General features: G+C 41.0%; 22 protein-coding genes. 4 read left to right on the top strand and 18 right to left on the bottom strand.

Annotated features, from left to right (window positions below):
• Nucleotides 1-20 precede the first annotated feature (20 nt).
• From parE to ACFSMW_RS04310, 4 genes are all read right to left on the bottom strand, one after another.
• Nucleotides 21-1,967, bottom strand: coding sequence for a DNA topoisomerase IV subunit B (gene parE, locus ACFSMW_RS04325; RefSeq protein ID WP_390353926.1), 1,947 nt, complete (start codon nt 1,965-1,967; stop codon nt 21-23).
• A gap of 193 nt (nt 1,968-2,160) precedes the next feature.
• Complete coding sequence (locus tag ACFSMW_RS04320) at nt 2,161-2,580, bottom strand: CoA-binding protein (RefSeq protein ID WP_390353318.1); 420 nt, start codon at nt 2,578-2,580, stop codon at nt 2,161-2,163.
• A 14-nt stretch (nt 2,581-2,594) separates the two neighbouring features.
• The gene (locus ACFSMW_RS04315) at nt 2,595-4,118 is read right to left on the bottom strand and encodes an ABC transporter permease/substrate-binding protein (RefSeq protein ID WP_390353315.1); all 1,524 of its coding nucleotides are present in this window, start codon (nt 4,116-4,118) and stop codon (nt 2,595-2,597) included.
• Entirely contained in the window at nt 4,111-5,184 is a 1,074-nt protein-coding gene (locus tag ACFSMW_RS04310) for an ABC transporter ATP-binding protein (protein ID WP_390353313.1), read from the bottom strand. Before ACFSMW_RS04310 ends, ACFSMW_RS04315 begins: the two co-directional genes overlap by 8 nt.
• Nucleotides 5,185-5,501: 317 nt before the next feature.
• On the opposite strand from ACFSMW_RS04310, the gene plsY reads away from it, so the two are divergent.
• From plsY to ACFSMW_RS04295, 3 genes are all read left to right on the top strand, one after another.
• Nucleotides 5,502-6,083 carry a glycerol-3-phosphate 1-O-acyltransferase PlsY gene (gene plsY, locus ACFSMW_RS04305; RefSeq protein WP_390353311.1) on the top strand — a complete coding sequence of 194 codons (582 nt, stop codon included), beginning with the start codon at nt 5,502-5,504 and terminating at the stop codon, nt 6,081-6,083.
• A 188-nt stretch (nt 6,084-6,271) separates the two neighbouring features.
• Nucleotides 6,272-6,511 (top strand): membrane protein insertion efficiency factor YidD, encoded by a 240-nt coding sequence (yidD, locus tag ACFSMW_RS04300; RefSeq protein WP_390353309.1) that lies wholly within the window; start codon nt 6,272-6,274, stop codon nt 6,509-6,511.
• Nucleotides 6,512-6,516: 5 nt separating this feature from the next.
• Complete coding sequence (locus ACFSMW_RS04295; protein ID WP_390353307.1) at nt 6,517-6,807, top strand: HesB/YadR/YfhF family protein; 291 nt, start codon at nt 6,517-6,519, stop codon at nt 6,805-6,807.
• A gap of 39 nt (nt 6,808-6,846) precedes the next feature.
• Here ACFSMW_RS04295 and ACFSMW_RS04290 read toward each other — a convergent pair whose 3' ends face one another.
• The 7 genes from ACFSMW_RS04290 to ACFSMW_RS04260 form a co-directional block, all read right to left on the bottom strand.
• Nucleotides 6,847-7,146, bottom strand: a complete 300-nt coding sequence (locus ACFSMW_RS04290; RefSeq protein ID WP_390353305.1) for a hypothetical protein — start codon at nt 7,144-7,146, stop codon at nt 6,847-6,849.
• Nucleotides 7,147-7,266: 120 nt separating this feature from the next.
• Nucleotides 7,267-7,521, bottom strand: coding sequence for an acyl-CoA thioesterase (locus tag ACFSMW_RS04285; protein WP_390353303.1), 255 nt, complete (start codon nt 7,519-7,521; stop codon nt 7,267-7,269).
• Nucleotides 7,522-7,683: 162 nt separating this feature from the next.
• Entirely contained in the window at nt 7,684-7,917 is a 234-nt protein-coding gene (gene tlp, locus ACFSMW_RS04280) for a small acid-soluble spore protein Tlp (RefSeq protein ID WP_390353301.1), read from the bottom strand.
• Nucleotides 7,918-8,022: 105 nt separating this feature from the next.
• Entirely contained in the window at nt 8,023-8,154 is a 132-nt protein-coding gene (locus ACFSMW_RS04275) for an FbpB family small basic protein (RefSeq protein WP_390353925.1), read from the bottom strand.
• A 433-nt stretch (nt 8,155-8,587) separates the two neighbouring features.
• Entirely contained in the window at nt 8,588-9,175 is a 588-nt protein-coding gene (locus ACFSMW_RS04270) for a TlpA family protein disulfide reductase (RefSeq protein WP_390353299.1), read from the bottom strand.
• A gap of 163 nt (nt 9,176-9,338) precedes the next feature.
• Nucleotides 9,339-12,050 carry an aconitate hydratase AcnA gene (gene acnA, locus ACFSMW_RS04265; protein WP_390353297.1) on the bottom strand — a complete coding sequence of 904 codons (2,712 nt, stop codon included), beginning with the start codon at nt 12,048-12,050 and terminating at the stop codon, nt 9,339-9,341.
• Between the two features lie 232 nt (nt 12,051-12,282).
• Complete coding sequence (locus tag ACFSMW_RS04260) at nt 12,283-13,386, bottom strand: ATP-binding protein (protein ID WP_390353295.1); 1,104 nt, start codon at nt 13,384-13,386, stop codon at nt 12,283-12,285.
• Nucleotides 13,387-13,608: 222 nt separating this feature from the next.
• Between ACFSMW_RS04260 and ACFSMW_RS04255 the strand changes: the two genes are divergently transcribed.
• Nucleotides 13,609-14,082: a DUF2621 family protein gene (locus ACFSMW_RS04255; RefSeq protein WP_390353293.1), complete on the top strand. Its 474-nt coding sequence runs from the start codon at nt 13,609-13,611 to the stop codon at nt 14,080-14,082.
• A 48-nt stretch (nt 14,083-14,130) separates the two neighbouring features.
• Here the strand turns inward: ACFSMW_RS04255 and ACFSMW_RS04250 are convergent, their stop codons facing one another.
• The 7 genes from ACFSMW_RS04250 to ACFSMW_RS04220 form a co-directional block, all read right to left on the bottom strand.
• A complete protein-coding gene (locus ACFSMW_RS04250; RefSeq protein WP_390353291.1) occupies nt 14,131-14,610 on the bottom strand; it encodes a CcdC family protein in 480 nt (159 codons plus the stop codon).
• A 90-nt stretch (nt 14,611-14,700) separates the two neighbouring features.
• Nucleotides 14,701-15,405, bottom strand: a complete 705-nt coding sequence (locus ACFSMW_RS04245) for a cytochrome c biogenesis CcdA family protein (protein WP_390353289.1) — start codon at nt 15,403-15,405, stop codon at nt 14,701-14,703.
• 226 nt (nt 15,406-15,631) lie between these two features.
• Entirely contained in the window at nt 15,632-15,853 is a 222-nt protein-coding gene (locus ACFSMW_RS04240; RefSeq protein WP_390353287.1) for a YneF family protein, read from the bottom strand.
• A gap of 74 nt (nt 15,854-15,927) precedes the next feature.
• Entirely contained in the window at nt 15,928-16,353 is a 426-nt protein-coding gene (gene sirA, locus ACFSMW_RS04235) for a sporulation inhibitor of replication protein SirA (protein WP_390353285.1), read from the bottom strand.
• Nucleotides 16,354-16,512: 159 nt separating this feature from the next.
• Nucleotides 16,513-18,516, bottom strand: coding sequence for a transketolase (gene tkt, locus ACFSMW_RS04230; RefSeq protein ID WP_390353283.1), 2,004 nt, complete (start codon nt 18,514-18,516; stop codon nt 16,513-16,515).
• A 104-nt stretch (nt 18,517-18,620) separates the two neighbouring features.
• The gene (locus tag ACFSMW_RS04225; protein WP_390353281.1) at nt 18,621-18,854 is read right to left on the bottom strand and encodes a DUF896 domain-containing protein; all 234 of its coding nucleotides are present in this window, start codon (nt 18,852-18,854) and stop codon (nt 18,621-18,623) included.
• Nucleotides 18,855-18,960: 106 nt separating this feature from the next.
• The gene (locus ACFSMW_RS04220) at nt 18,961-19,602 is read right to left on the bottom strand and encodes a YneB family resolvase-like protein (protein ID WP_390353279.1); all 642 of its coding nucleotides are present in this window, start codon (nt 19,600-19,602) and stop codon (nt 18,961-18,963) included.
• Between the last annotated feature and the right edge of the window lie 261 nt (nt 19,603-19,863).

Raw genomic sequence — 19,863 nt, 5'->3', positions numbered from 1 at the left:
CCTTTTTACTACACTAAAAATCAGGAATGGATTTTATCGTTCTCCAATATGTTTGTTTCTTCTTCCAATCCAAAGGCGACGTTACCCTCAATCCATTTTCTTCTTGGTTCAACCTTATCGCCCATTAGAGTCGTCACTCTTCTTTCCGCACGGGCCATATCTTCAATGGTAACTCTGATCAATGTCCGGCTCTCGGGATTCATCGTTGTTTCCCATAGCTGGTCGGCGTTCATTTCACCAAGTCCTTTGTATCGCTGGATGGTATAGCCGTTTTTCATCTTTTTTATCGCAGCTTGCAGTTCATTTTCATCCCAAGTATAAATGACTTGCTCCTTTTTACCCTTGCCTTTTGAAATTTTGAAAAGCGGCGGCAATGCGATAAATACCTTGCCAGCTTCGATTAACGCCCGCATATAGCGGTAAAAGAACGTAAGCAGCAACACCTGTATGTGGGCACCATCTGTGTCAGCATCAGTCATGATGATCACTTTGTCATATTGCACGTCTTCAAGAGTGAAATCACCGCCTACACCTGCACCGATGGTATGAATGATCGTAGAAATCTCTTCATTTTTCATGATGTCTTCCAGCTTGGCCTTTTCTGTATTAATTACTTTACCTCGCAAAGGCAACACTGCCTGAAAAGCGCGGTCACGCCCCTGTTTTGCCGAACCGCCCGCAGAATCTCCCTCCACCAGGTATAATTCATTCCTTTTAGGGTTTCTGGACTGGGCCGGAGTCAGTTTTCCACTGAGAAGAGTATCTTTTCTTCTTTTTTTCTTGCCATTTCGGGATTCATCACGTGCTTTCCTGGCAGCCTCTCTCGCCTCTTTCGCTTTCAGTGCTTTTTTCACCAACGATGTAGCAACATCAGGATTTTCCTCCAAAAAGTACGTCAGTTTTTCAGAAACAATCGAGTCAACTGCGGATCTAGCCTCTGAGGTCCCTAACTTCGCTTTTGTCTGACCCTCGAATTGCAGTTTCTCCTCCGGAATTCTAACAGACACGATGGCAGTCAGCCCTTCGCGGATATCCGTACCCTCCAAATTCTTTTCTTTCTCCTTGATTAAGCCATTTTTACGTGCGTAATCGTTAAACACCCTTGTTGTAGCTGAGCGCGCCCCAGATTCATGTGTACCGCCATCTTTCGTCCTGACATGGTTGACAAACGAAAGCATGCTCTCTGCGAAGCCATCATTGAATTGAAAAGCGAAATCCACTTCAATTTGCTCATGTTCCCCTTCAAAAAAGACGACGTCATGAAGGGTTTCCTTGTCTTCATTTAAATAATCTACAAAGGCTTTCAATCCTTCAGGATAACAGAATTCCATCCTATCTTCAGATCGCATATCATGCAGGGTAATGCGGAGACCCTTTAAAAGAAAGGCTGCCTCTCGCAATCTTTCAGCAATGATTTCCTCATCAAAAGTGGTAGTAGAAAAAATGGCTGGGTCCGGTTTGAAATGAACCATCGTCCCTGTTTTTCTGGACGTTCCCTGGTTTACAGGTGGCCCAGCCGGTTTTCCTCCCTTTTCAAATCGTTGGAAATATTTTTGACCTTCTCTAAAGGAGGTTATTTCCATCCATTCAGATAGGGCATTTACCACTGAAGCACCTACACCATGCAATCCGCCGCTGGTTTTGTAGCCTCCCTGTCCAAATTTACCACCTGCATGCAACACAGTAAATATTACTTCCATTGTTGGTCTGCCTGTTCGATGCATACCAGCGGGAATACCTCTGCCACTGTCAGTGACAGAGATACTGTTGTCATTATGTATCGTTACTTTTATTTCTTTACCAAACCCTGCCAGCGCTTCATCCACTGCGTTATCTACTATTTCAAATACTAGATGGTGCAGGCCTCTGTGGTCTGTACTGCCAATATACATGCCGGGTCTTTTGCGGACGGCGTCAAGACCTTCCAGTATTTGGATGGAGTCATCGGAATAGGAAGATTTTACCATCAAAAATTACCCCCTTGGATATTCTCTATTTTCATTTGTTTTAATCGCCTGTCCTTGTTTTCATCTTTAATAGTATACCGAACCATCTTCATGCATACAAGTTGCTTAGAAATCCGGTATTCAAGACAACTTTCATATGTTGCTCTAACTGCCACAGAAAAGGGATGACGGTCAGCCATCCCTTTTGACAGGTTTACCTTTTTACTAATACTGCATGGGCAACTTTAATGCAAGTATCCATAATCACTGTAAACCCCAGCTTTTTCAAATACTGGAAGGCTTCCTCATTGACAATGCCCTGCTGTGCCCAAAAAACTTTACAATTCGTCTGTGCCGCTTCTTTCGCTATGCCAGGCAAGTACTCCGGCCGTCGGAAAACGTTAATGATATCGACTTTTTCCTTGATGTCAGATAAGGAAGCAACCGTTTTTTCACCTAGCACCTCATCTATCGTCGGATTTACGGGAATGATACGATATCCGATTTCTTGCATGATTTTTGAAATCTGATAAGATGTGCGGTCCGGATTGCTCGATAATCCAACGACAGCAATCGTCTTGGCGTCTTCAAGGATTCGTTTCATTTCTTCTTTTGGCGGGTTTTGCCAGGTCATTTAAAATGCCTCCTTCACTTTTTTATCAATCCTTTATTGATTAGAAAGTTTCGCGCTACTGTTTCAGCGGATTTATCTTCATAGTCTACTTCATAATTCATTTGCTGCATCTCTTCATCTGAAATTTTGCCGCCAAGCTTATTCAAGGCAGTTTGGATTTTTGGGTATTTTTTCAATGTATCTTCCCTCAGAAGCGGGGCACCTTGATATGGCGGAAACAGATGTTTCGGATCCTTTAATGTCGTCAAATGTAATTTTACCATATAACTGTCTGTTGCGTAAGCATCAATGATATCCACATCACCTTTGGAGAGAGCCTTCTGGCGAATTCCAGGTTCCATGGTTTTGACATCCAAATCAAGGCCATAGCGCTTTTTGATACCTTTGTAGCCATCTTCCCGGTCATTGAACTCTAAAGTAAACCCTGCTCTTGCACCGTTCTCCACTTTTTTCAGATCTCCGATTTCTTTAAGGCCGTGCTTTTCGGCGTATGCCTTTTTGACAGCTAATGCATATGTGTTATTATACGCCATCGGTTTTAGCATCACCATATCGAATTTGTCCTTCATGCCATCCCTGGCCTGTTTGTATACCTGACTGGCGTTGTTGCTGTTCGCTTGTTCCTCCATATGTGTGACGATGGCAGTTCCAGTAAATTCAGGATAAATGTCGATACTGCCATTTTTTAATGCAGAAAAAACCATAACGGTTTTACCCAGGCCCGGTTTCAGTTTCACATCCAGATCGGTTTCGTCCTCAATCAGCAATTTATACATATTGATGAGTATATTTGGTTCGGCGCCCAGCTTACCGCCAATAACAATCTGATCCTTCTTCCCTGTGTGAAACAGAAATGGCGCCCCGACGATAAGTACAGCAATCACCAGCATGGCGATAAACGATTGGAAACCAGCTCGTCTGGACAAATTTTCAAACCCTCTTAGTATGAAATCCAGCAGAATCGCAAGCAATGCAGCAGGAATGGCCCCAAGTAAAATCAAGCTGATATCACCGCCGCGGTCCAGGCCAAGCAAGATTAATTCTCCTAATCCCCCTGCTCCAATCAAGGCAGCGATTGTGGTGGTTCCGACAATTAACACCATTGAAGTTCTAATTCCGGCCATTAACACGGGCATAGCTAGCGGCAACTCTACTTTGGTAAGGCGTCTCCACGAATTCATCCCCATCCCGGTTGCCGCTTCTTTCAACGCAGGATCAACTTCATTAATTCCAGTGTACGTGTTCCTTAGCACTGGCAGCAGGCCGTAAGCAGTCAACGCTATAATCGCAGGAGTCGTTCCAATCCCGAAAAAGGGGATGAGAAGGGCCAATACAGCAAGACTCGGGATGGTCTGTAAAATGGCAGCTAAGCCGATGATAGGCTCCGCAACTCGCTTATGCCTTGTGAGTAGTAAGCCGAGTGGGACAGCAATAATGATTGCAATGATCAACGAAAGTAATGAAATCTGCAAATGTTCCCAAATGGTTTCCAATAAAATACCTTTACGTTGTTGAAAAGTAGTGAGAAAATCACTCATGGTCTGCCACCCCACTTCGGTCGGCAGCATGTTGTTTTAAATAGGAAACAATATCCTGATAGCCCAATAGGCCTGCCGGATAGCCATTTTTTACAACAGGCAAGAAATCAAGGCCGCTTGTCTGGAGCTTGTCGCTCGCTTCAGCCAATTTAGTATTATTTTGCAATGGTTCAATGTTCATACGCTTACCTGCGTGAATCATACCTGCATATGCTCCGGAATCATCATGGAGCACATAATATTTTTCATCGTCTGCAGAGGAGGGTTCAACTGCTTCAGACACATGCAAAAGATTATCATCCAATTGTTTGGCAATCGTATCTACCGCTGCTTGCCAAGGGCTTTTTCTATTGCCAATGAAGTCCTTGACGAATTGTGATTTCGGCTGCAGTATTAATGATTGTGGTGTGTCTGCCTGGACAATCTTCCCATCCTTCATCAAACATACGCGGTCTCCGAGGGCCAATGCTTCCTCCATGTCATGGGTGACAAAAACAATTGTTTTTTTGATTTGCTTTTGCAATTTTTGAATATCATCTTGGAGCTGTTCACGGCTGATAGGATCCAAAGCGCTAAATGGCTCGTCCATTAAAATGATATCCGGATCTGCGGCCAAGGCTCTTATTACGCCCACTCTTTGCTGCTGGCCGCCAGATAACTCATTTGGCATCCGCCTGGCATAAACAGAAGGATCAAGTCCAACCATCTCCATTAATGCATGACTCCTGTCACGGATTCTTTTCCGTTTCCATTTCTTCATCTCTGGCACAACGGCAATATTCTCTTCAATTGTCATGTGCGGAAAAAGCGCAATCTCTTGCAATACATATCCAATGTTAAAGCGAAGCTCATGTATGTTTACATTTTTGATATTGTTGCCATTTATGTATATATCTCCTGAAGTCGGGTTGATGAGGCGGTTGATCATCTTCATCGTGGTGGTCTTGCCGCATCCGCTTGGCCCGATCAATGTCACAAGCTCTGCGTCATGCACTTGTAATGTGAAATCATCCAAGGCTTGCGTGCCATCATTATATATTTTACTGACATGTTTGAATTCGATCATCTATCTCTTCCTTTAGCATATTTTTATGGCTGCCCTCTCTCTTTACCCATTATGCATGCACTGCAAACAATTACTGATTGAACAAAAAGGCAACTATATTCACATGAAAAGCTTGTAGAACAAAGTATAAGCTAAATCAACACTCCAATGCAAACAATTGTTCTCCAACAATATTTAAGCAGCTCCATTTGGCTTCATTAAAGTGTTTACTGTGCAATATTGAAAATATATGTTCTTTCCACTGGCAGTTCATGATAAAATGAAGTACAAACAGTTTGATCGCATTTATAAAACATACACGAAAGCGGGATTTTAAAATGGATTATCTTATCTATGGTCTTATTGCATATTTATTAGGTTCCATTCCTTTTGGCGTCATTGTCGGGAAACTTGGTTACAAAATGGATATACGGGAACATGGCAGCGGCAATCTGGGAGCTACAAATACGTTTCGTGTGTTAGGGTTCAAGGCAGGAACAATAGTGATTATCTCTGATATTCTGAAAGGTACTGTTGCTGCATTGATTCCTTTATTCATGGAAGCGGATGTCAATAGATTGATTGTCGGCATATTTGCGGTGTTGGGACATACCTATCCGATTTTTGCCAGATTCAGGGGAGGCAAGGCAGTTGCGACGTCAGGCGGGATTATCTTGGGGGTAAGCCCAACACTTTTCATTATCATGGTGCTGGCATTTTTAATCACGTTGTACATATCCAAGTACGTCTCTTTATCATCTATGATTACAGGAATCGTAGCCATTATTGCTTCCTGTTTCCTCCACAACACGGGACTTTTGATAGTAACTGCAGTTTTGACTATTTTCGTTTTTTACCGTCATAAGGACAATATTAAACGGATTAAAAATAAAACGGAGCCAAAAATAAAATGGATGTAGCTTTGAGCCGTCCGATGCTTAACAAACTACAGACTGTTTGGAACAAAAAGATATCCCGGCCCAATAGCAGAGCCTGTTCATAACTATGAACAGGCTCTGCCTGCACATAAACTGTTCAATTGAATAAAATCTCTGTCTTGTCTATACTGAAATTAGAAAAAGCTAAATTTAAAATAGAAGGTTTGCATATGAAATATATCTTGATTGGTATCATTCGTTTTTATCAAAAGTTCATAAGCCCTGTCAAACCTCCCAGTTGCCGCTTTTACCCCACATGTTCTCAATATGGGATGGAAGCCGTGAAAAGGTTTGGCGCATTGAAAGGTGGTTATCTGGCAATCAAACGGATTCTCAAATGTCATCCATTCCACCCGGGCGGGGTCGATTTGGTACCAGAAAAAAAGAAAGACATCTCAAGAGGGAGTTGACCGATTTGAATATAGAAGTATCGGAAAAAGCAGTTGAATGGTATAAGGAAGAGCTTGACACAGATGACACCCCGAACATCAAGTTTTTTCCGCGGTATGGCGGAAATGGCAACGTACCAGGTTTTTCACTTGGTATTAGCGTTACGGAACCGAATCATGCTTTTGCCTCTGTTGTGAAGGACAATATCTTGTTTTTCGTCGAAGAGGAAGATGCCTGGTATTTTGATGGCGCAGATCTGGTTATCTCATACGATGAAAAGCTTGCGGAACCGCTTGTATCCTATCGGAAAAAATAGATGTAAAAAAACAGATGCATCGTTACAGCATCTGTTTTTTCATAATCGAAAACGCGATAATTGCTCTACCTGTCCTTCTTCTACAAGAATCCTTTTCTGTTTCTCCCCAAAAAGGTCAAAGTGTGGATAGTCGCCACGCTTATCAATCCATTCCGGCTGCAAACCATAATTTTTTCCCCATGCAGCCAACTTCTCCAAATTCTTACACCCAACCTTTGTCACCGTATAGCAGCCGGCAAATCTTGGATCTTTCCAGTAATGAGTCAGAAATGCGACCTTGTTATCAGATACCTGCTGCTTCCATCTGTTTAATTCACTTCTTTTAATACCAAATGCCAATGCAACTATTCTCTCCTATCGCCGACAGATAAGCACGATCCCATTCAGGGCAGTTCCTGCGTATCGGGAGCGGCCGGAGGCTGTCTTTTTTTACAAAACCATGTACTGTATGTCCTATGACTATGTTTCACCCCACTCATTTCTAAAGGTATAGCCACACAGTATCCGAAGCCCGTTATATGCTTTTAGCCATGTTTCCATATATACTTTTTCACTATATTGGATTGGTTTAATATAAGAAACTCGTACATTTATAACAGGAGAAACGATTTGGCCTTTTTCTATAGCAGCATATTTCAGATCGAGTGATCCGCCAAACTGCATCCTGCCTATTTCAAACCATGTTAAATAATTAGCATGATGTACTGCTCCCATTTTACCGGTCTCTTGATATCTCCCCTCTATGAGCAGTCTCAACTTCTTTCAAGCCCAGTCCCCACACTGCAAATTTTCACCAGCATTATTTTAACGCTGCTTTTACCACAATGCAAAAAGAATGACCCGTCAACTCGATGGGTCATTCTTTCATTCGCCAGCTTACATCTGCTGCTGATCTTCTTTTTCATCCGCGATCTCTGCTTTCATACCTTCAATTGCCTCTTTACGACGCTCGTTTTTCTCCTCTATCTGTCCTTTTGCATCATTGGAAGAAAATTGTGCCGTTTCTTCGGCAGCTTCCATATTAGCAATGGTGTCCTGCACCATTTGTTGCAGCTTTTCGATGTTATCACTGCGATCATCTGGTTTTGGCTGGTTATTTTTATGAGTCATAATAATGCTCCTTTACATGTGTTTGTTCTTATTTTTCTACAAAGTACTCACTTCTATGCAAAAAAATCATTCCGTTCATATGATGTGAACAGGAATGATTTTTCTTCATGCTTTCTTTTTATCTTGACGGACGGATTGATCCATTCGTCTATCAATATTGGCTTCAATTTCACTTAGCATTTTTCGATCTTTTAAAATTTGTTCCCGGTTTAGGCGAACCAGTTCGTCAAATGAAATTTTTCGTTTGAGTGCTATGGCAACTCACCCCTTCATAATCAGCAGAATTGCTTTTGTTTGAAGTATTGCCATATATTCTTAAAATTATAACCGTCCCTTATGATAAATGGTCAGACCTAAGAATCAAATCTGCTACTTTTAAATATTCAAACGGCGAGCTGTTTTCAAGGTAATACTTTTCCAGCACTGTAAAAAAACGTTCGCATCGCTAAATATGGAAACGAGCCTTCAAACATCATTGATGGAAAAATGAAAGCAGCTGGTATTCTGTCGCAGGTTATTAATAAACATGAATAATAGGAAACGAACAAAAAAATCCGCCAAGTATGGAGAAGGGACCCAAAAGTTTGATTTCACGCTAATTTTTGATTTGAGTCCACTTCTTCTACTTTACGGATTTTTCCCCCTCGGAAGGGGCCTGTAATGAAATCTGTCAATTTAATTTTTGAAGTGTTTCTACCATGAATGAATATGTCATCGGGCCTGAATGGCGAGGCTGTTGAAATGTACCATCACTGCCAATGAAATAAGTGGTCGGGATGGCGTAAATTGAATACTCGTTGCTGACCTGGCCATTCTGATCCAGGTAAATTGGGAAGTGATAATGATGTTGATCGATGAATTTTTTGACCTTGTCGCCACTTTCCTGTATATTTACAGCTACTATTTCTATATCGTCCTGGTGCTTTTGGTTAAATTTTTCAATCTCAGGCATCTCTTTTTTACAAGGGGGGCACCACGTCGCCCAGAAATTGAGCATGACCTTCTTTCCACGCAGATCAGATAGTCGAAGTGTTTTGCCATCAAGCGATTGTACCTCGAAATCCTTCGCTTTTTCACCCGTTTCCGGGAACGTTGCATTTTCAGGGTAAGCGACTGCACCTTTCGCATCCGTATCACCACTGACATCATACACCTGCTTCTCCTCTTTCTTTTTTTCACTGTGATTTTGTATAAGATTAAATACCAGCATAGCAGCCAATATCACTAAAACAGCGATTCCGATCATGTTTTTTTTCATCCATAAATCTCCTAAAAAGTGTTTATTTTATTATATGTACTAGCTTGAATAGAATATACATATCCCCATCTTGGTTTCAACTCTGATTCTAAAGAAGAAAGGAATTCATGGCAAGAAAATAGCCTGCACACATTGGGTGTGCAGGCTATTTATAAGCTATAAATCATACATGCATTTTTTGACGCAATACCATTTGCAAAATACCGCCATGACGGTAATAGTCGATTTCCACTTCACTGTCAAAGCGGGCAATCGCTTTGAATTCAGTGGTTTTACCAGATTCATCAACTGCAGTAACAGTTACCAAATCATGTGGCTTCACTTGTTCGTCGATTTCAACGGTGAACGTCTCTTTACCTGTCAGTCCAAGCTTTTCTGCACTATCGCCTTTTTCAAATTGCAATGGCAGAACACCCATCATTACCAAGTTAGAGCGATGAATTCTCTCATAGCTTTCAGCAATGACAGTTTTAATACCTAACAGGTTCGTACCTTTCGCAGCCCAGTCACGGGAGGATCCCATACCGTAGTCTTTGCCAGCCAGTACTACTAAGCCAGTACCATCTTTTTCATATTTCATTGCTGCATCGTAAATAGGCATAACGTCGCCTGTAGGCCAGTAAGTTGTATAACCGCCCTCTGTTCCAGGGGCCAACAAGTTCCTGATACGAATATTAGCGAATGTCCCCCTCATCATCACTTCATGATTTCCTCGGCGGGAACCATAAGAGTTGAAGTTCCTTGGCGAAACACCTTTTTCTTGCAGATATTTTCCGGCCGGCATATCTTTGGCAATTGCTCCCGCTGGAGAAATATGGTCTGTTGTAACTGAGTCGCCAAATTTACCGATTGCACGCAGTCCGTTCAAAGTTTCTACCTTGCCAGCTTCCTTGGAAAGCCCTTCGAAAAACGGCGGGTTCTGAATATAAGTAGATTCTGTATCCCAAGCAAAAAGCGGTTCATCTGTTGTCTGGATTTCATTCCATTTTTCGTTGGAATGGAACACATTTTCGTATTCTTTACGGAAGATTGCCGGATTGACAACTTTATGAACTTCCTGCTTAATTTCTTCCATGGAAGGCCAGATATCCTTCAAGTAAATCGGTTCACCATCAGCATCTGTACCGATTGCGTCAGATGTTAAGTCGACATCGACTGTACCTGCGAGCGCATATGCAACAACCAGAGGCGGTGAAGCAAGATAGTTTGCTTTAACCAATGGATGGATACGTCCTTCAAAGTTACGGTTACCAGAAAGAACGGAAGACACAGTCAAGTCGCTTTGAACAATGGCATCTTCAATTTCGGGACGTAAAGGACCTGAGTTTCCGATACATGTTGTACAGCCATAACCAACAAGGCTGAATCCAAGATCATCAAGATATTTCATCAGACCAGAATCATTCAAATAACGAGTAACTACTTTAGATCCTGGCGCTAAAGAAGTCTTCACATATGCAGGCACCTGCAAGCCTTTCTCAACAGCTTTCTTAGCCAAAAGACCCGCACCAAGCATGACATAAGGATTGGATGTATTTGTACAAGATGTAATTGCAGCAATTGCAACTGCACCGGTTTTCATAACAGAATGACTGCCATTTGGATGGTCGATTTCAACTTTTTTGTCGAATTCAGATTTATCCAAACCGAGTCCTTGATTACCCGCAGGAGCAGTTACAGCTTTTTTAAATTCTTTTTGCATATTTGACAAGGAAATCAAATCCTGTGGACGCTTTGGACCAGAGAGATTCGGTTCCAATTCAGACAGATTGATTTCGACGACCTTGGTATACTCTGGATCTTTTTGGTCAGGAGAATACCACAGATTGTTTTCTTTGCAATATTTCTCAACGAGCGCAATATGTTTTTCATCCCTGCCTGTTAAATGTAAGTAATTGATGGATTCTTCATCTACAGGGAAAAATCCGCAAGTTGCACCATATTCTGGTGCCATGTTAGAAATTGTCGCACGGTCAGCCAGTGGCATATCCTTCAGACCAGGACCAAAGTATTCGACAAATTTACCGACAACATTCGTCTCACGAAGTACCTGAGTAACTTTCAAAGCCAAATCTGTCGCAGTCGTACCTTGTGGGAAGCTGCCAGTGAATTTGACCCCAATAACATCAGGTGCCGGAAAATACGAAGGCTGTCCCAGCATGCCGGCCTCTGCTTCAATACCGCCGACACCCCATCCAAGAACACCAAGCCCATTAATCATAGTGGTGTGTGAATCAGTACCAACCAATGTGTCAGGGAAAGCATCATATTCCCCGTTGCTATTTTCCAATTCATGGACAACGCTAGCTATGTACTCCAAGTTTACCTGGTGTACAATCCCTGTTGCAGGCGGAACTGCCCGGTAATTGTCGAATGCTTTTTGAGCCCAGTTTAAAAACTGGTAACGTTCTGAGTTGCGTTCGAATTCGAGTTCCATATTAGCTTTCAATGCACTTGGTGTACCATATTCGTCAACTTGTACAGAGTGGTCAATAACTAAGTCAACTGGTACCTCAGGGTTGATTTTATTTGGCTCTCCACCCATATCGACCATCGCTTTACGTAATGAAGCCAAATCAACGACAGCAGGAACCCCCGTGAAGTCCTGTAAAATGACACGAGATGGCTTGAAAGGCACGTCGATACCTTCTCCCGCTTTAGTTCCCCATTTAGTAAGTGCTTCGACATGCTCATCCTTAATGACACGGCCATCGTGCTGACGCACCAAGGATTCAAGAAGCACGCGGATAGAAAATGGCAAGCGGTCAATATTTCCTAAGCCGGCTTTTTCCAAGGCATGGAGGTTGTAGTAATTGTACTTTTTTCCATCGAGTTCAAATTGTTTTTTAGCCTGATAGCGGTTATTTTCTCCCATACAGCTTATTCCCCTTTCAACAAACATTTCTTTGACATTCATGTCTTTTTAAATATATCCGATTAAACATGACAAATGAAGAAGATTAGTAAGTATACTAAACTCCTCTTCTATAATACTATATGAAAAACAGGCATAAAACAACGTTTCATGCCTGAGAAATGATATATGGATATTTTATTTATTACGATAAGTTATAGTTATACCATCTGACATTCTTTAAAATTAACGTTTATGAATCTATCCGTTCAAAGTCCATTTCAAACGTGCTGCCTTTATCATTATTGTATATATGCAGCTTTGCATGATGCTTATCCAGTATCTGCCGGGTAACCATTAATCCCAACCCAGTACCATTTTGTTTTGTAGTGAAAAAAGGTTCTCCCAATTTATGAATGATTGTTTCATCGATGCCTGGTCCTTCATCTTTGACACTGATTGCTATGCCTGATCCCTTAGCAAATGCGTTAATTTTTATCGTTCCAGGAGCTTCCATTGCTTCAATGGCATTTTTGACAATATTGATTAGTACTTGTTTGATTTGAGAGCGGTCACAAAAAAGATGAATCCCCTCCTGCAAATTATGGACGATATCGATATGTTTCATTTTTGCTTGTGGATTTAACAAATTAATAATATCAATAATCAACGAAGGAAGGTCTTCGTCTTGTCTATAATCCGTCAATGGCTTTGAGATGAAAAGTAATTCAGAAGTAATTTGTTCCATTTTTTTGATCTCGTCGATCATGATTTTGTAATAAGCTTCTTTTTGGGCTGTTCCCGCTTGCAAGAGCTGTAAAAAACCTTTTAAAGATGTCAGTGGGTTGCGGATTTCGTGAGCTACCCCTGCAGCAAGCTGCCCTGCAATAGACATCTTTTCATAGCTGACCATCATGTTTTCCGTTTCTTTTTTATCAGTGATGTCATTGATGATACCGATATAATAAATTTTAACATGTTCTGGATCCACTATTTTATCTATTTTGCATTCACACCAGACATAATTTTTCTGATGATCCAGCAGGTTTACTTCAATCACAGGGTTTTCTTTGTTGTTAAGCTTCTCTACGATGGCAGCATACTCCTCTTTGTTTAGCGAAGTTAGCAACTTAGACCAGTGTGACCCAATGAATTTTTCTCTTTCAATTCCCAGAATTTGTTTAATGGATTTTGAAATAAATAATAAATATCCATCTTCATCCCAAATCGAGACGGTTTCGCAACAATTATCTTCCATCCAGTCCAGAATGTAGGCCGGAAGTTCTTTTAAAGTCAGCACTTGCTTCGTTGAGATTTGCCGATGAAAATCGTCATTTGTCCCCTCAATCTGTTCCACTGAATCAATCCCCCTTTTTCGACAAATAAACACTTCTTTTTACATTAACTATTCTATGATTTATGGTATGTATTTATGATACTTGTTTAACGGGTACAATACTATTATAATTAGAATATATCTGCCACAACGAAAATCAATCTTTAATCAATACTAATATTACTATACAATCGATTAGAAATAAAATGATATTTTCCCAAATTCAGGAATAAAGGTGGTATTATGTCAATATTCGTTAATTTCATGATTGTTTTTTGGGGATTTCTGATGATCGTGACGATGGCGATCGGCGGTTATTTCATGTTCCGGAAATTTTTAAAGCAATTGCCAAAAGAAGATGGAAAATCCATCATGGACTGGCAGGAGCACTACATAGAAAAAACCAAAAACATGTGGGGGTTACCTGAAAAAGAATTGCTGGAAGAACTGGTTTCTCCTGTTCCGGAGTTGTTCCGTGATGTTGCAAGACAAAAAATTGCCGGGAAAATCGGCGAAGTCGCCTTGCAAAAAAAGGCGAATAAAATTACCCAGGATATTCTTATAGAGGGGTACATCGTCGCTACACCTAAGCGGGATCATAAATTTTTAAAAAAAACCCTCCGAAAAAAGAACATCGATACAGCACCGTACCAATCCTTTTTCGAGGCTTCAAAAGACGATTATGCAAAAAATTGGAAATCAAAATACACCAATTAAAAAGGCCGCTCGGTAGTGAGCGGTCTTTTTAATGTTATTCGCTGATATTCATTCTATGATTTGCTGTTGAAGTCTGCGTTCAAGCTGTTTAAATTTGTATAACATAGCTAACCGCCATGTGACAATCATACCAAACGCCAGCAGAAAAAACATTCCGCTTGTCTCGCCAATGGAAACGGACTTACCCATGAAAATTTTGGCAGCAGTACGAATGATTAAAAGCCCTACCAAAATTAAAATAAAGGCTTTTGATGGTATCAAATAAATATCCTGGTTGCGGATTTCAAAATTAGATGTTTTGATCAGGAAAATGGAAAAAAACATTCCAACCGCAATCGCTTCTCCCACTTCCGTCCAGCTGACATGAAATTCCGGAAAAAGGAACATCAATGCACCACTGCTCATAAAAAGAGGCGGAAGGATTATTTTTTTGACTGAGGCAGGCTTTTTAGCGGCCTTCATCCTGACAAAGATCATTGTCACAGCCATGAAAACAAAAACAAAGGTACTGCCGATTACCCATATCATAAACATCATCACTCTTTTCGATAAAACGATAAAATCACAGAGCAAAGCCTTTTCTTATTCTATCATAAAATGGTTGGTACGAGAAACGATTTAGAAACCCTGAAAATCAAATAAGCCCGCTAAATAGGACGTCAATTGGGTCATCCAGTTAAAAAATAGTGCTACTCCCATGAAAATCATGATATATCCACCAATTTTCACCATCAGTAGGCCATGTCTCTTGATCCAGGAAAGCTTTCCGACAAAGAATGACAAGATGAAAAAAGGTATGGAGAAGCCTAGTACATAACTAATCATCATGACCATTCCAGCACTTGGCTCGGTGGCTGCAAGTGACAATACGACCATTAATATCGGACCTGTACATGGAGTCCACCCAAGGGAAAATGCCAAACCGACAATAAAGGAACCAATGAATCCAGCAGGTTTATTTTTAAAGGTTACCTTTTTTTCTCTCATTAAAAAGTTGAAATTCAAAAGTCCGACAATGACCAGTCCGAAGAAAATAATTAATATAGCCCCGATTTGACGAATCAACCCTTTATATGTATTCAAGAACTCCGAAATATACAGGCTGCCGAAGCCCATCATAATAAAAATGCAGGAAAAACCGAGCAGGAAAAACACGGTGTGAATCATACTTTTTTTATTGAACATCGTATTTTCCTCTTTGATTTCAGCTACACTCATTCCTGTTATGTAGGATAAAAAAGCAGGAAATAACGGTAATACGCACGGTGAAATGAATGACAGAAATCCAGCACCGAATGCGATGAATATATTGATTTCGCTCATTGAAAAGCCTCCCATTCTTATCATAACAATCATAACAGAATCGTATTCCAATAAACAAATTGTCTTTGACAATTCAACGACTTTTAGAATTGCATGGGTCTGCATTTTCTCTCATTTGAATGCCTCTCGTTTGATTTGTGTAAAGCAGCTGAACAATCAAAAACCCCTGCTGCTATAGCAAGGGTTTGCAAGAACAAAGCAAATTCATCTATGTTATAAGTACAGACTACTTGTCCATCTGATTGTTCATTGCGCGCATCATTTGATTGATTTTCTTTTGTGAAGGTTTTTGACCCATTTGCATCATTAAAGTTCTCAGCATCTGTTCATTGATTGGCGGATTCTTTTTCAAGTAGCTCATCATATATTTTCTAGCGATGAAAAATCCGAGTGCAACACCAGCAATCAATGCAACAATTGCAATTAGTACAACCCAAATCCAACTCATGTATTGCTTTCCTCCTTCGTGTTGTCTCTTATACAGTATATTAAATCGCGAATCAGAATACAATACTTACTTGTTCAATTCAATTCGGCTGTATAAGGTGATAGCCATCCATATTGATTTAAGTTACAACCCGACACAAACAAAAAAGGATGGAAGCTTCGCAGTAATGGAAATAATAATGACTCCGCTTCAGTAAGCGTTTGACAAAGAAATTTTATCTGGTTTTTCTCAATATGTAAAGTAATAAAATGCTTATCACTGTAAATCGTAATTTGGTTGTCATCCACTTGCACATGACTCCCACAGTGAAGTTGGGAGTAGATGTGATGAAGGAATGCATCGGCATCAAAGCAGTGGGTGATTTCTCTCACTTGCATGGCAAGCAGCGCATCTTGTCTATCCGTTGCTACCGATTTCAAAAACTGGTTCAGCAGGTCCACTTTATAGAAATAATGATGGGCAAATTCATCCTTAATCCAAAAAATAGCATACATTTGCATTCTCTCATCTCCTCTTTTTGCTTGATTATGACATATACCAGCAAAAAAAACTGTCATAATTTCGGAGATGAATCCTTCTATTTTTGTCGAATAATATTTAGAAGAGCATATTTCATTAAAACAGCAGCTTACACAGAAGCTGCTGTTTTGGGATGACAATTATTGAAATAGTTTTTCAAAGCGTTCAACAACATTTTCCACTGTGAATCCATATTCCGCGATAACTTTATCGCCATTTGCTGAAGCACCGAATCGATCGATTGCAAGAATATCCCCTTCATCACCGGTGAAACGTTCCCAGCCGAGAGAAGATCCCATTTCAATTCCGAGACGTTTTTTAACGGTTTTAGGAAGGACTTTCGCCTTATACGCATCATCCTGCTGATTAAAACGATCCCAGGAAGATATGCTCACTACATTGACATCATAGCCTTTTTCCCGAAGTTTTTCTTGCGCTTTGACTGCAAGCTGAACTTCAGAGCCCGTCGCAACCAAGATGCCGTCAGGTGTTTCTTTTCCAGCTTCACTGATAACATAAGCTCCACGTTTTACGCCCTCATATGCATTCTCCGCTGTGCCTTTTAAAGTAGGCAAATTTTGTCTGGTCAATACCAAAGCGGTTGGCTGGTCGACTGATTCCAAAGCTATACGCCATGCCGCCTGAACCTCATTACCATCCGCAGGACGGATCACCGACAGATTAGGTATCGCTCTCAACGCTGCAAGGTGTTCAATCGGTTCATGGGTTGGACCGTCTTCTCCCACAGCAACTGAATCATGGGTGAATACATACGTGACAGGATTATTCATAATCGCAGACAAGCGAATCGCAGGGCGAAGATAATCACTGAATACGAAGAAAGTGCCACCAAAGACTTTCAACCCGCCATGCAGGGCCATTCCATTCAAGGCCGCCCCCATTGCATGTTCACGAACCCCAAACCAAATATTTCTTCCTGCTCTATCAGAAGCACTGAAATCAGACTGATTATTAATGGCAGTCTTGTTCGATCCTGCCAGGTCAGCACTGCCTCCAAAGAAGTTAGGGACACTCTTGGCAATATCATTCAGAACTTTTCCGGAAGAGGCTCTGGTTGCCAGCGTATCTTCATCAGCCTTGAAAACCGTCAGATCCTTATCCCATCCGTCAGGCAACTTGCCAGCAATTGCTGTTTCCAGCTCTTTTGCTTCCTGAGGAAATTTTTGTTTATACTGCTCGAACAACGCTACCCAGTTTTTCTCTGCCTCTTCGCCTTTTATAATAATTTTTTCATTGAAATCAGCGTACACTTCTTCAGGCACATGAAATTCTTCATGATTCCATTGATAAAATTCTTTCGTAAGCTTGACTTCATCACTTCCAAGTGGTGCACCATGGGATGCCGCAGAAGCCGACTTGTTCGGGGAGCCATACCCGATGACCGTCTTGATCTCAATCAAACTTGGTTTATCCGAAGTTTCTTGGGCTTGCTTGATAGCGTTCCGGATAGCGGACAGGTCATTGCCGTCCTCCACACGTATAACTTGCCAGCCATAAGCTTCAAAGCGTTTTTGTGTATCGTCAGAAAAGGAACGGTCTAAATCTCCATCCAGAGAAATATCATTGGAATCATATAAAGCAATCAATTTCCCTAATTTTAAATGCCCGGCCAGTGAGGCAGCTTCGTGAGAAATACCTTCCATTAAGTCACCGTCGCTCACTAAAGCGTACGTATGATGATCTACAATATTATATCCATCTTTATTGTAAGTCGCAGCCAAATGGGTTTCAGCCATAGCCATTCCAACTGACATGGCAAGACCTTGTCCAAGAGGGCCAGTAGTTGCCTCCACACCTTCCGTATGGTTGACCTCAGGATGTCCCGGTGTCTTTGAATCCCATTGACGGAATGCTTTCAAATCTTCCATCGTCACATTATACCCAGATAGATGCAGCAGACTGTACAGCAGCATCGAGCCATGTCCCGCTGATAAAACAAAACGGTCACGGTTGAACCATTTAGCGTGTTTAGGATTATGATTCATGAAATCTGTCCAAAGAACGTATGCCATTGGTGCAGCACCCATTGGCAATCCTGGATGTCCTGAATTTGCTTTTTCAATTGCATCAATAGACAATGTTCGTATTGTATTAACAGATAGTTGCTCTAAATTATCCGACATTTCTCTACCCCTTTCAATTATCCAATTGCTCTCATTTTATAATGAACCAGCATCCCTGACAAGTTTCTGGCAGTCATCATTGCGTATTTTAAAGATTAATAACGTTAATTTTTACGATTCTTTTCCTGCATCTCCCTGACTTTTTTTGGTGTCACATCATTTCCTTCGGGGTCGATTACAGTCATTGTCTGTAATTGATTTTTGAAAGATTGGCGCACATTTTTCAAATACTCAGCTCTTAGCGCTTTCTGTTCTTGTTTCTCCGCTTCGGATAACCCTTCTTGCTTGGATTTCTTCGCGAGTGCATTGATGCGATCCAGTTTATTTTTTGAAATCATATTTTTCCTCCCGTTAAGCATAATCAAAGCCTCGGTTAAAAATAAAAAGCAAGAACATACTCATGGTATGTCCTTGCCTTTATCTTACCTGTTGCCATCATCGCAATCAAGTTTTTTGATACTCCTGAAAGCGCCGGTGTACCGTTGCCTTGGAAACATCGTAACCTTGCCCCTGCAATGTATGAGCGATCTCTTGGAAAGTCAAATTCTTGGAGCGCAGCTTTATCAGCTCGTCCATGGGGAATTCTTTACGCTGTTTACCAGGAGCCCTGTCTTTATGCATCATATTCCGTCCGGGATTGTATCCTTGTGCGACAGCCCTCTTCATTCCACGGCTGATTTTGGCGTTATGCAATTTCCGCTGATATTCCTCTACAATCCCCACAATCTGCAACACCATGGCATCCGCTTCAGACAAAACCATTTCTCCGCCATTGACCGCTGTATAAACCTGTACATTCATCTTTTGCAATTGATGGAATAAGGCAATTTTAGCATTGCCTCTTCCCAGTCTGGTTTCATCCTGAATAAGCAGTATTTCTGCTTTTTTTTCCGCAAAGCATTCCAAGATTTCAAAAACACCATCTCTGTCAACGTCGTACCCGCTTGCCTGTTCCGTTATAACATCAGCCACATCGATTTCCAGATTTGCAGACAAACGGAGCAATTCTTCTTCCTGCCTTACAAGAGACGATTCCTGTGTATGTTTGTCAGTGCTGACACGACAATATATGATTGCTTTTTTCATATAGATTTCTCCAACCTAGTATTCATATTTCTATAATAAAGAATCAAGATGTTATTAATGATACATACAAAAATACAAGTGATAAAGCAAAAGCTACAAAATAAAATACATCTGTTTTCGTCAATTTCCCAAACATATTGCCCCTCCTCACATTTGAGAACCTTTGTTCTAATTTGATTATAACAGAACAAAGGTTCCTGTCAAGCGTTTTTAGAACTAATGTTTGCTTTACCATATGAACCATGGTAAACTATCATTAAT

Source organism: Tigheibacillus halophilus (assembly GCF_042683165.1).
In the GTDB taxonomy this organism is placed as follows: domain Bacteria; phylum Bacillota; class Bacilli; order Bacillales; family Amphibacillaceae; genus Tigheibacillus; species Tigheibacillus halophilus.
This window is presented reverse-complemented; position numbering and strand designations above follow the sequence as displayed.

Excerpts from the sequence above, each read along its gene's own strand:
- acnA (WP_390353297.1), bottom strand. The coding sequence starts at position 12,050 with ATGGGAGAAAATAACCGCTATCAGGCTAAAAAACAATTTGAACTCGAT.
- ACFSMW_RS04320 (WP_390353318.1), bottom strand. The coding sequence starts at position 2,580 with ATGACCTGGCAAAACCCGCCAAAAGAAGAAATGAAACGAATCCTTGAA.
- ACFSMW_RS04310 (WP_390353313.1), bottom strand. The coding sequence starts at position 5,184 with ATGATCGAATTCAAACATGTCAGTAAAATATATAATGATGGCACGCAA.
- ACFSMW_RS04240 (WP_390353287.1), bottom strand. The coding sequence starts at position 15,853 with ATGAGTTGGATTTGGGTTGTACTAATTGCAATTGTTGCATTGATTGCT.
- ACFSMW_RS04220 (WP_390353279.1), bottom strand. The coding sequence starts at position 19,602 with ATGAAAAAAGCAATCATATATTGTCGTGTCAGCACTGACAAACATACA.
- ACFSMW_RS04285 (WP_390353303.1), bottom strand. The coding sequence starts at position 7,521 with ATGGGAGCAGTACATCATGCTAATTATTTAACATGGTTTGAAATAGGC.
- tlp (WP_390353301.1), bottom strand. The coding sequence starts at position 7,917 with ATGACTCATAAAAATAACCAGCCAAAACCAGATGATCGCAGTGATAAC.
- tkt (WP_390353283.1), bottom strand. The coding sequence starts at position 18,516 with ATGTCGGATAATTTAGAGCAACTATCTGTTAATACAATACGAACATTG.
- yidD (WP_390353309.1), top strand. The coding sequence starts at position 6,272 with ATGAAATATATCTTGATTGGTATCATTCGTTTTTATCAAAAGTTCATA.
- ACFSMW_RS04225 (WP_390353281.1), bottom strand. The coding sequence starts at position 18,854 with ATGATTTCAAAAAATAAACTGGATCGCATCAATGCACTCGCGAAGAAA.
- parE (WP_390353926.1), bottom strand. The coding sequence starts at position 1,967 with ATGGTAAAATCTTCCTATTCCGATGACTCCATCCAAATACTGGAAGGT.
- ACFSMW_RS04255 (WP_390353293.1), top strand. The coding sequence starts at position 13,609 with ATGTCAATATTCGTTAATTTCATGATTGTTTTTTGGGGATTTCTGATG.
- plsY (WP_390353311.1), top strand. The coding sequence starts at position 5,502 with ATGGATTATCTTATCTATGGTCTTATTGCATATTTATTAGGTTCCATT.
- ACFSMW_RS04245 (WP_390353289.1), bottom strand. The coding sequence starts at position 15,405 with ATGAGCGAAATCAATATATTCATCGCATTCGGTGCTGGATTTCTGTCA.
- ACFSMW_RS04315 (WP_390353315.1), bottom strand. The coding sequence starts at position 4,118 with ATGAGTGATTTTCTCACTACTTTTCAACAACGTAAAGGTATTTTATTG.
- sirA (WP_390353285.1), bottom strand. The coding sequence starts at position 16,353 with ATGCAAATGTATGCTATTTTTTGGATTAAGGATGAATTTGCCCATCAT.
- ACFSMW_RS04270 (WP_390353299.1), bottom strand. The coding sequence starts at position 9,175 with ATGAAAAAAAACATGATCGGAATCGCTGTTTTAGTGATATTGGCTGCT.
- ACFSMW_RS04250 (WP_390353291.1), bottom strand. The coding sequence starts at position 14,610 with ATGATATGGGTAATCGGCAGTACCTTTGTTTTTGTTTTCATGGCTGTG.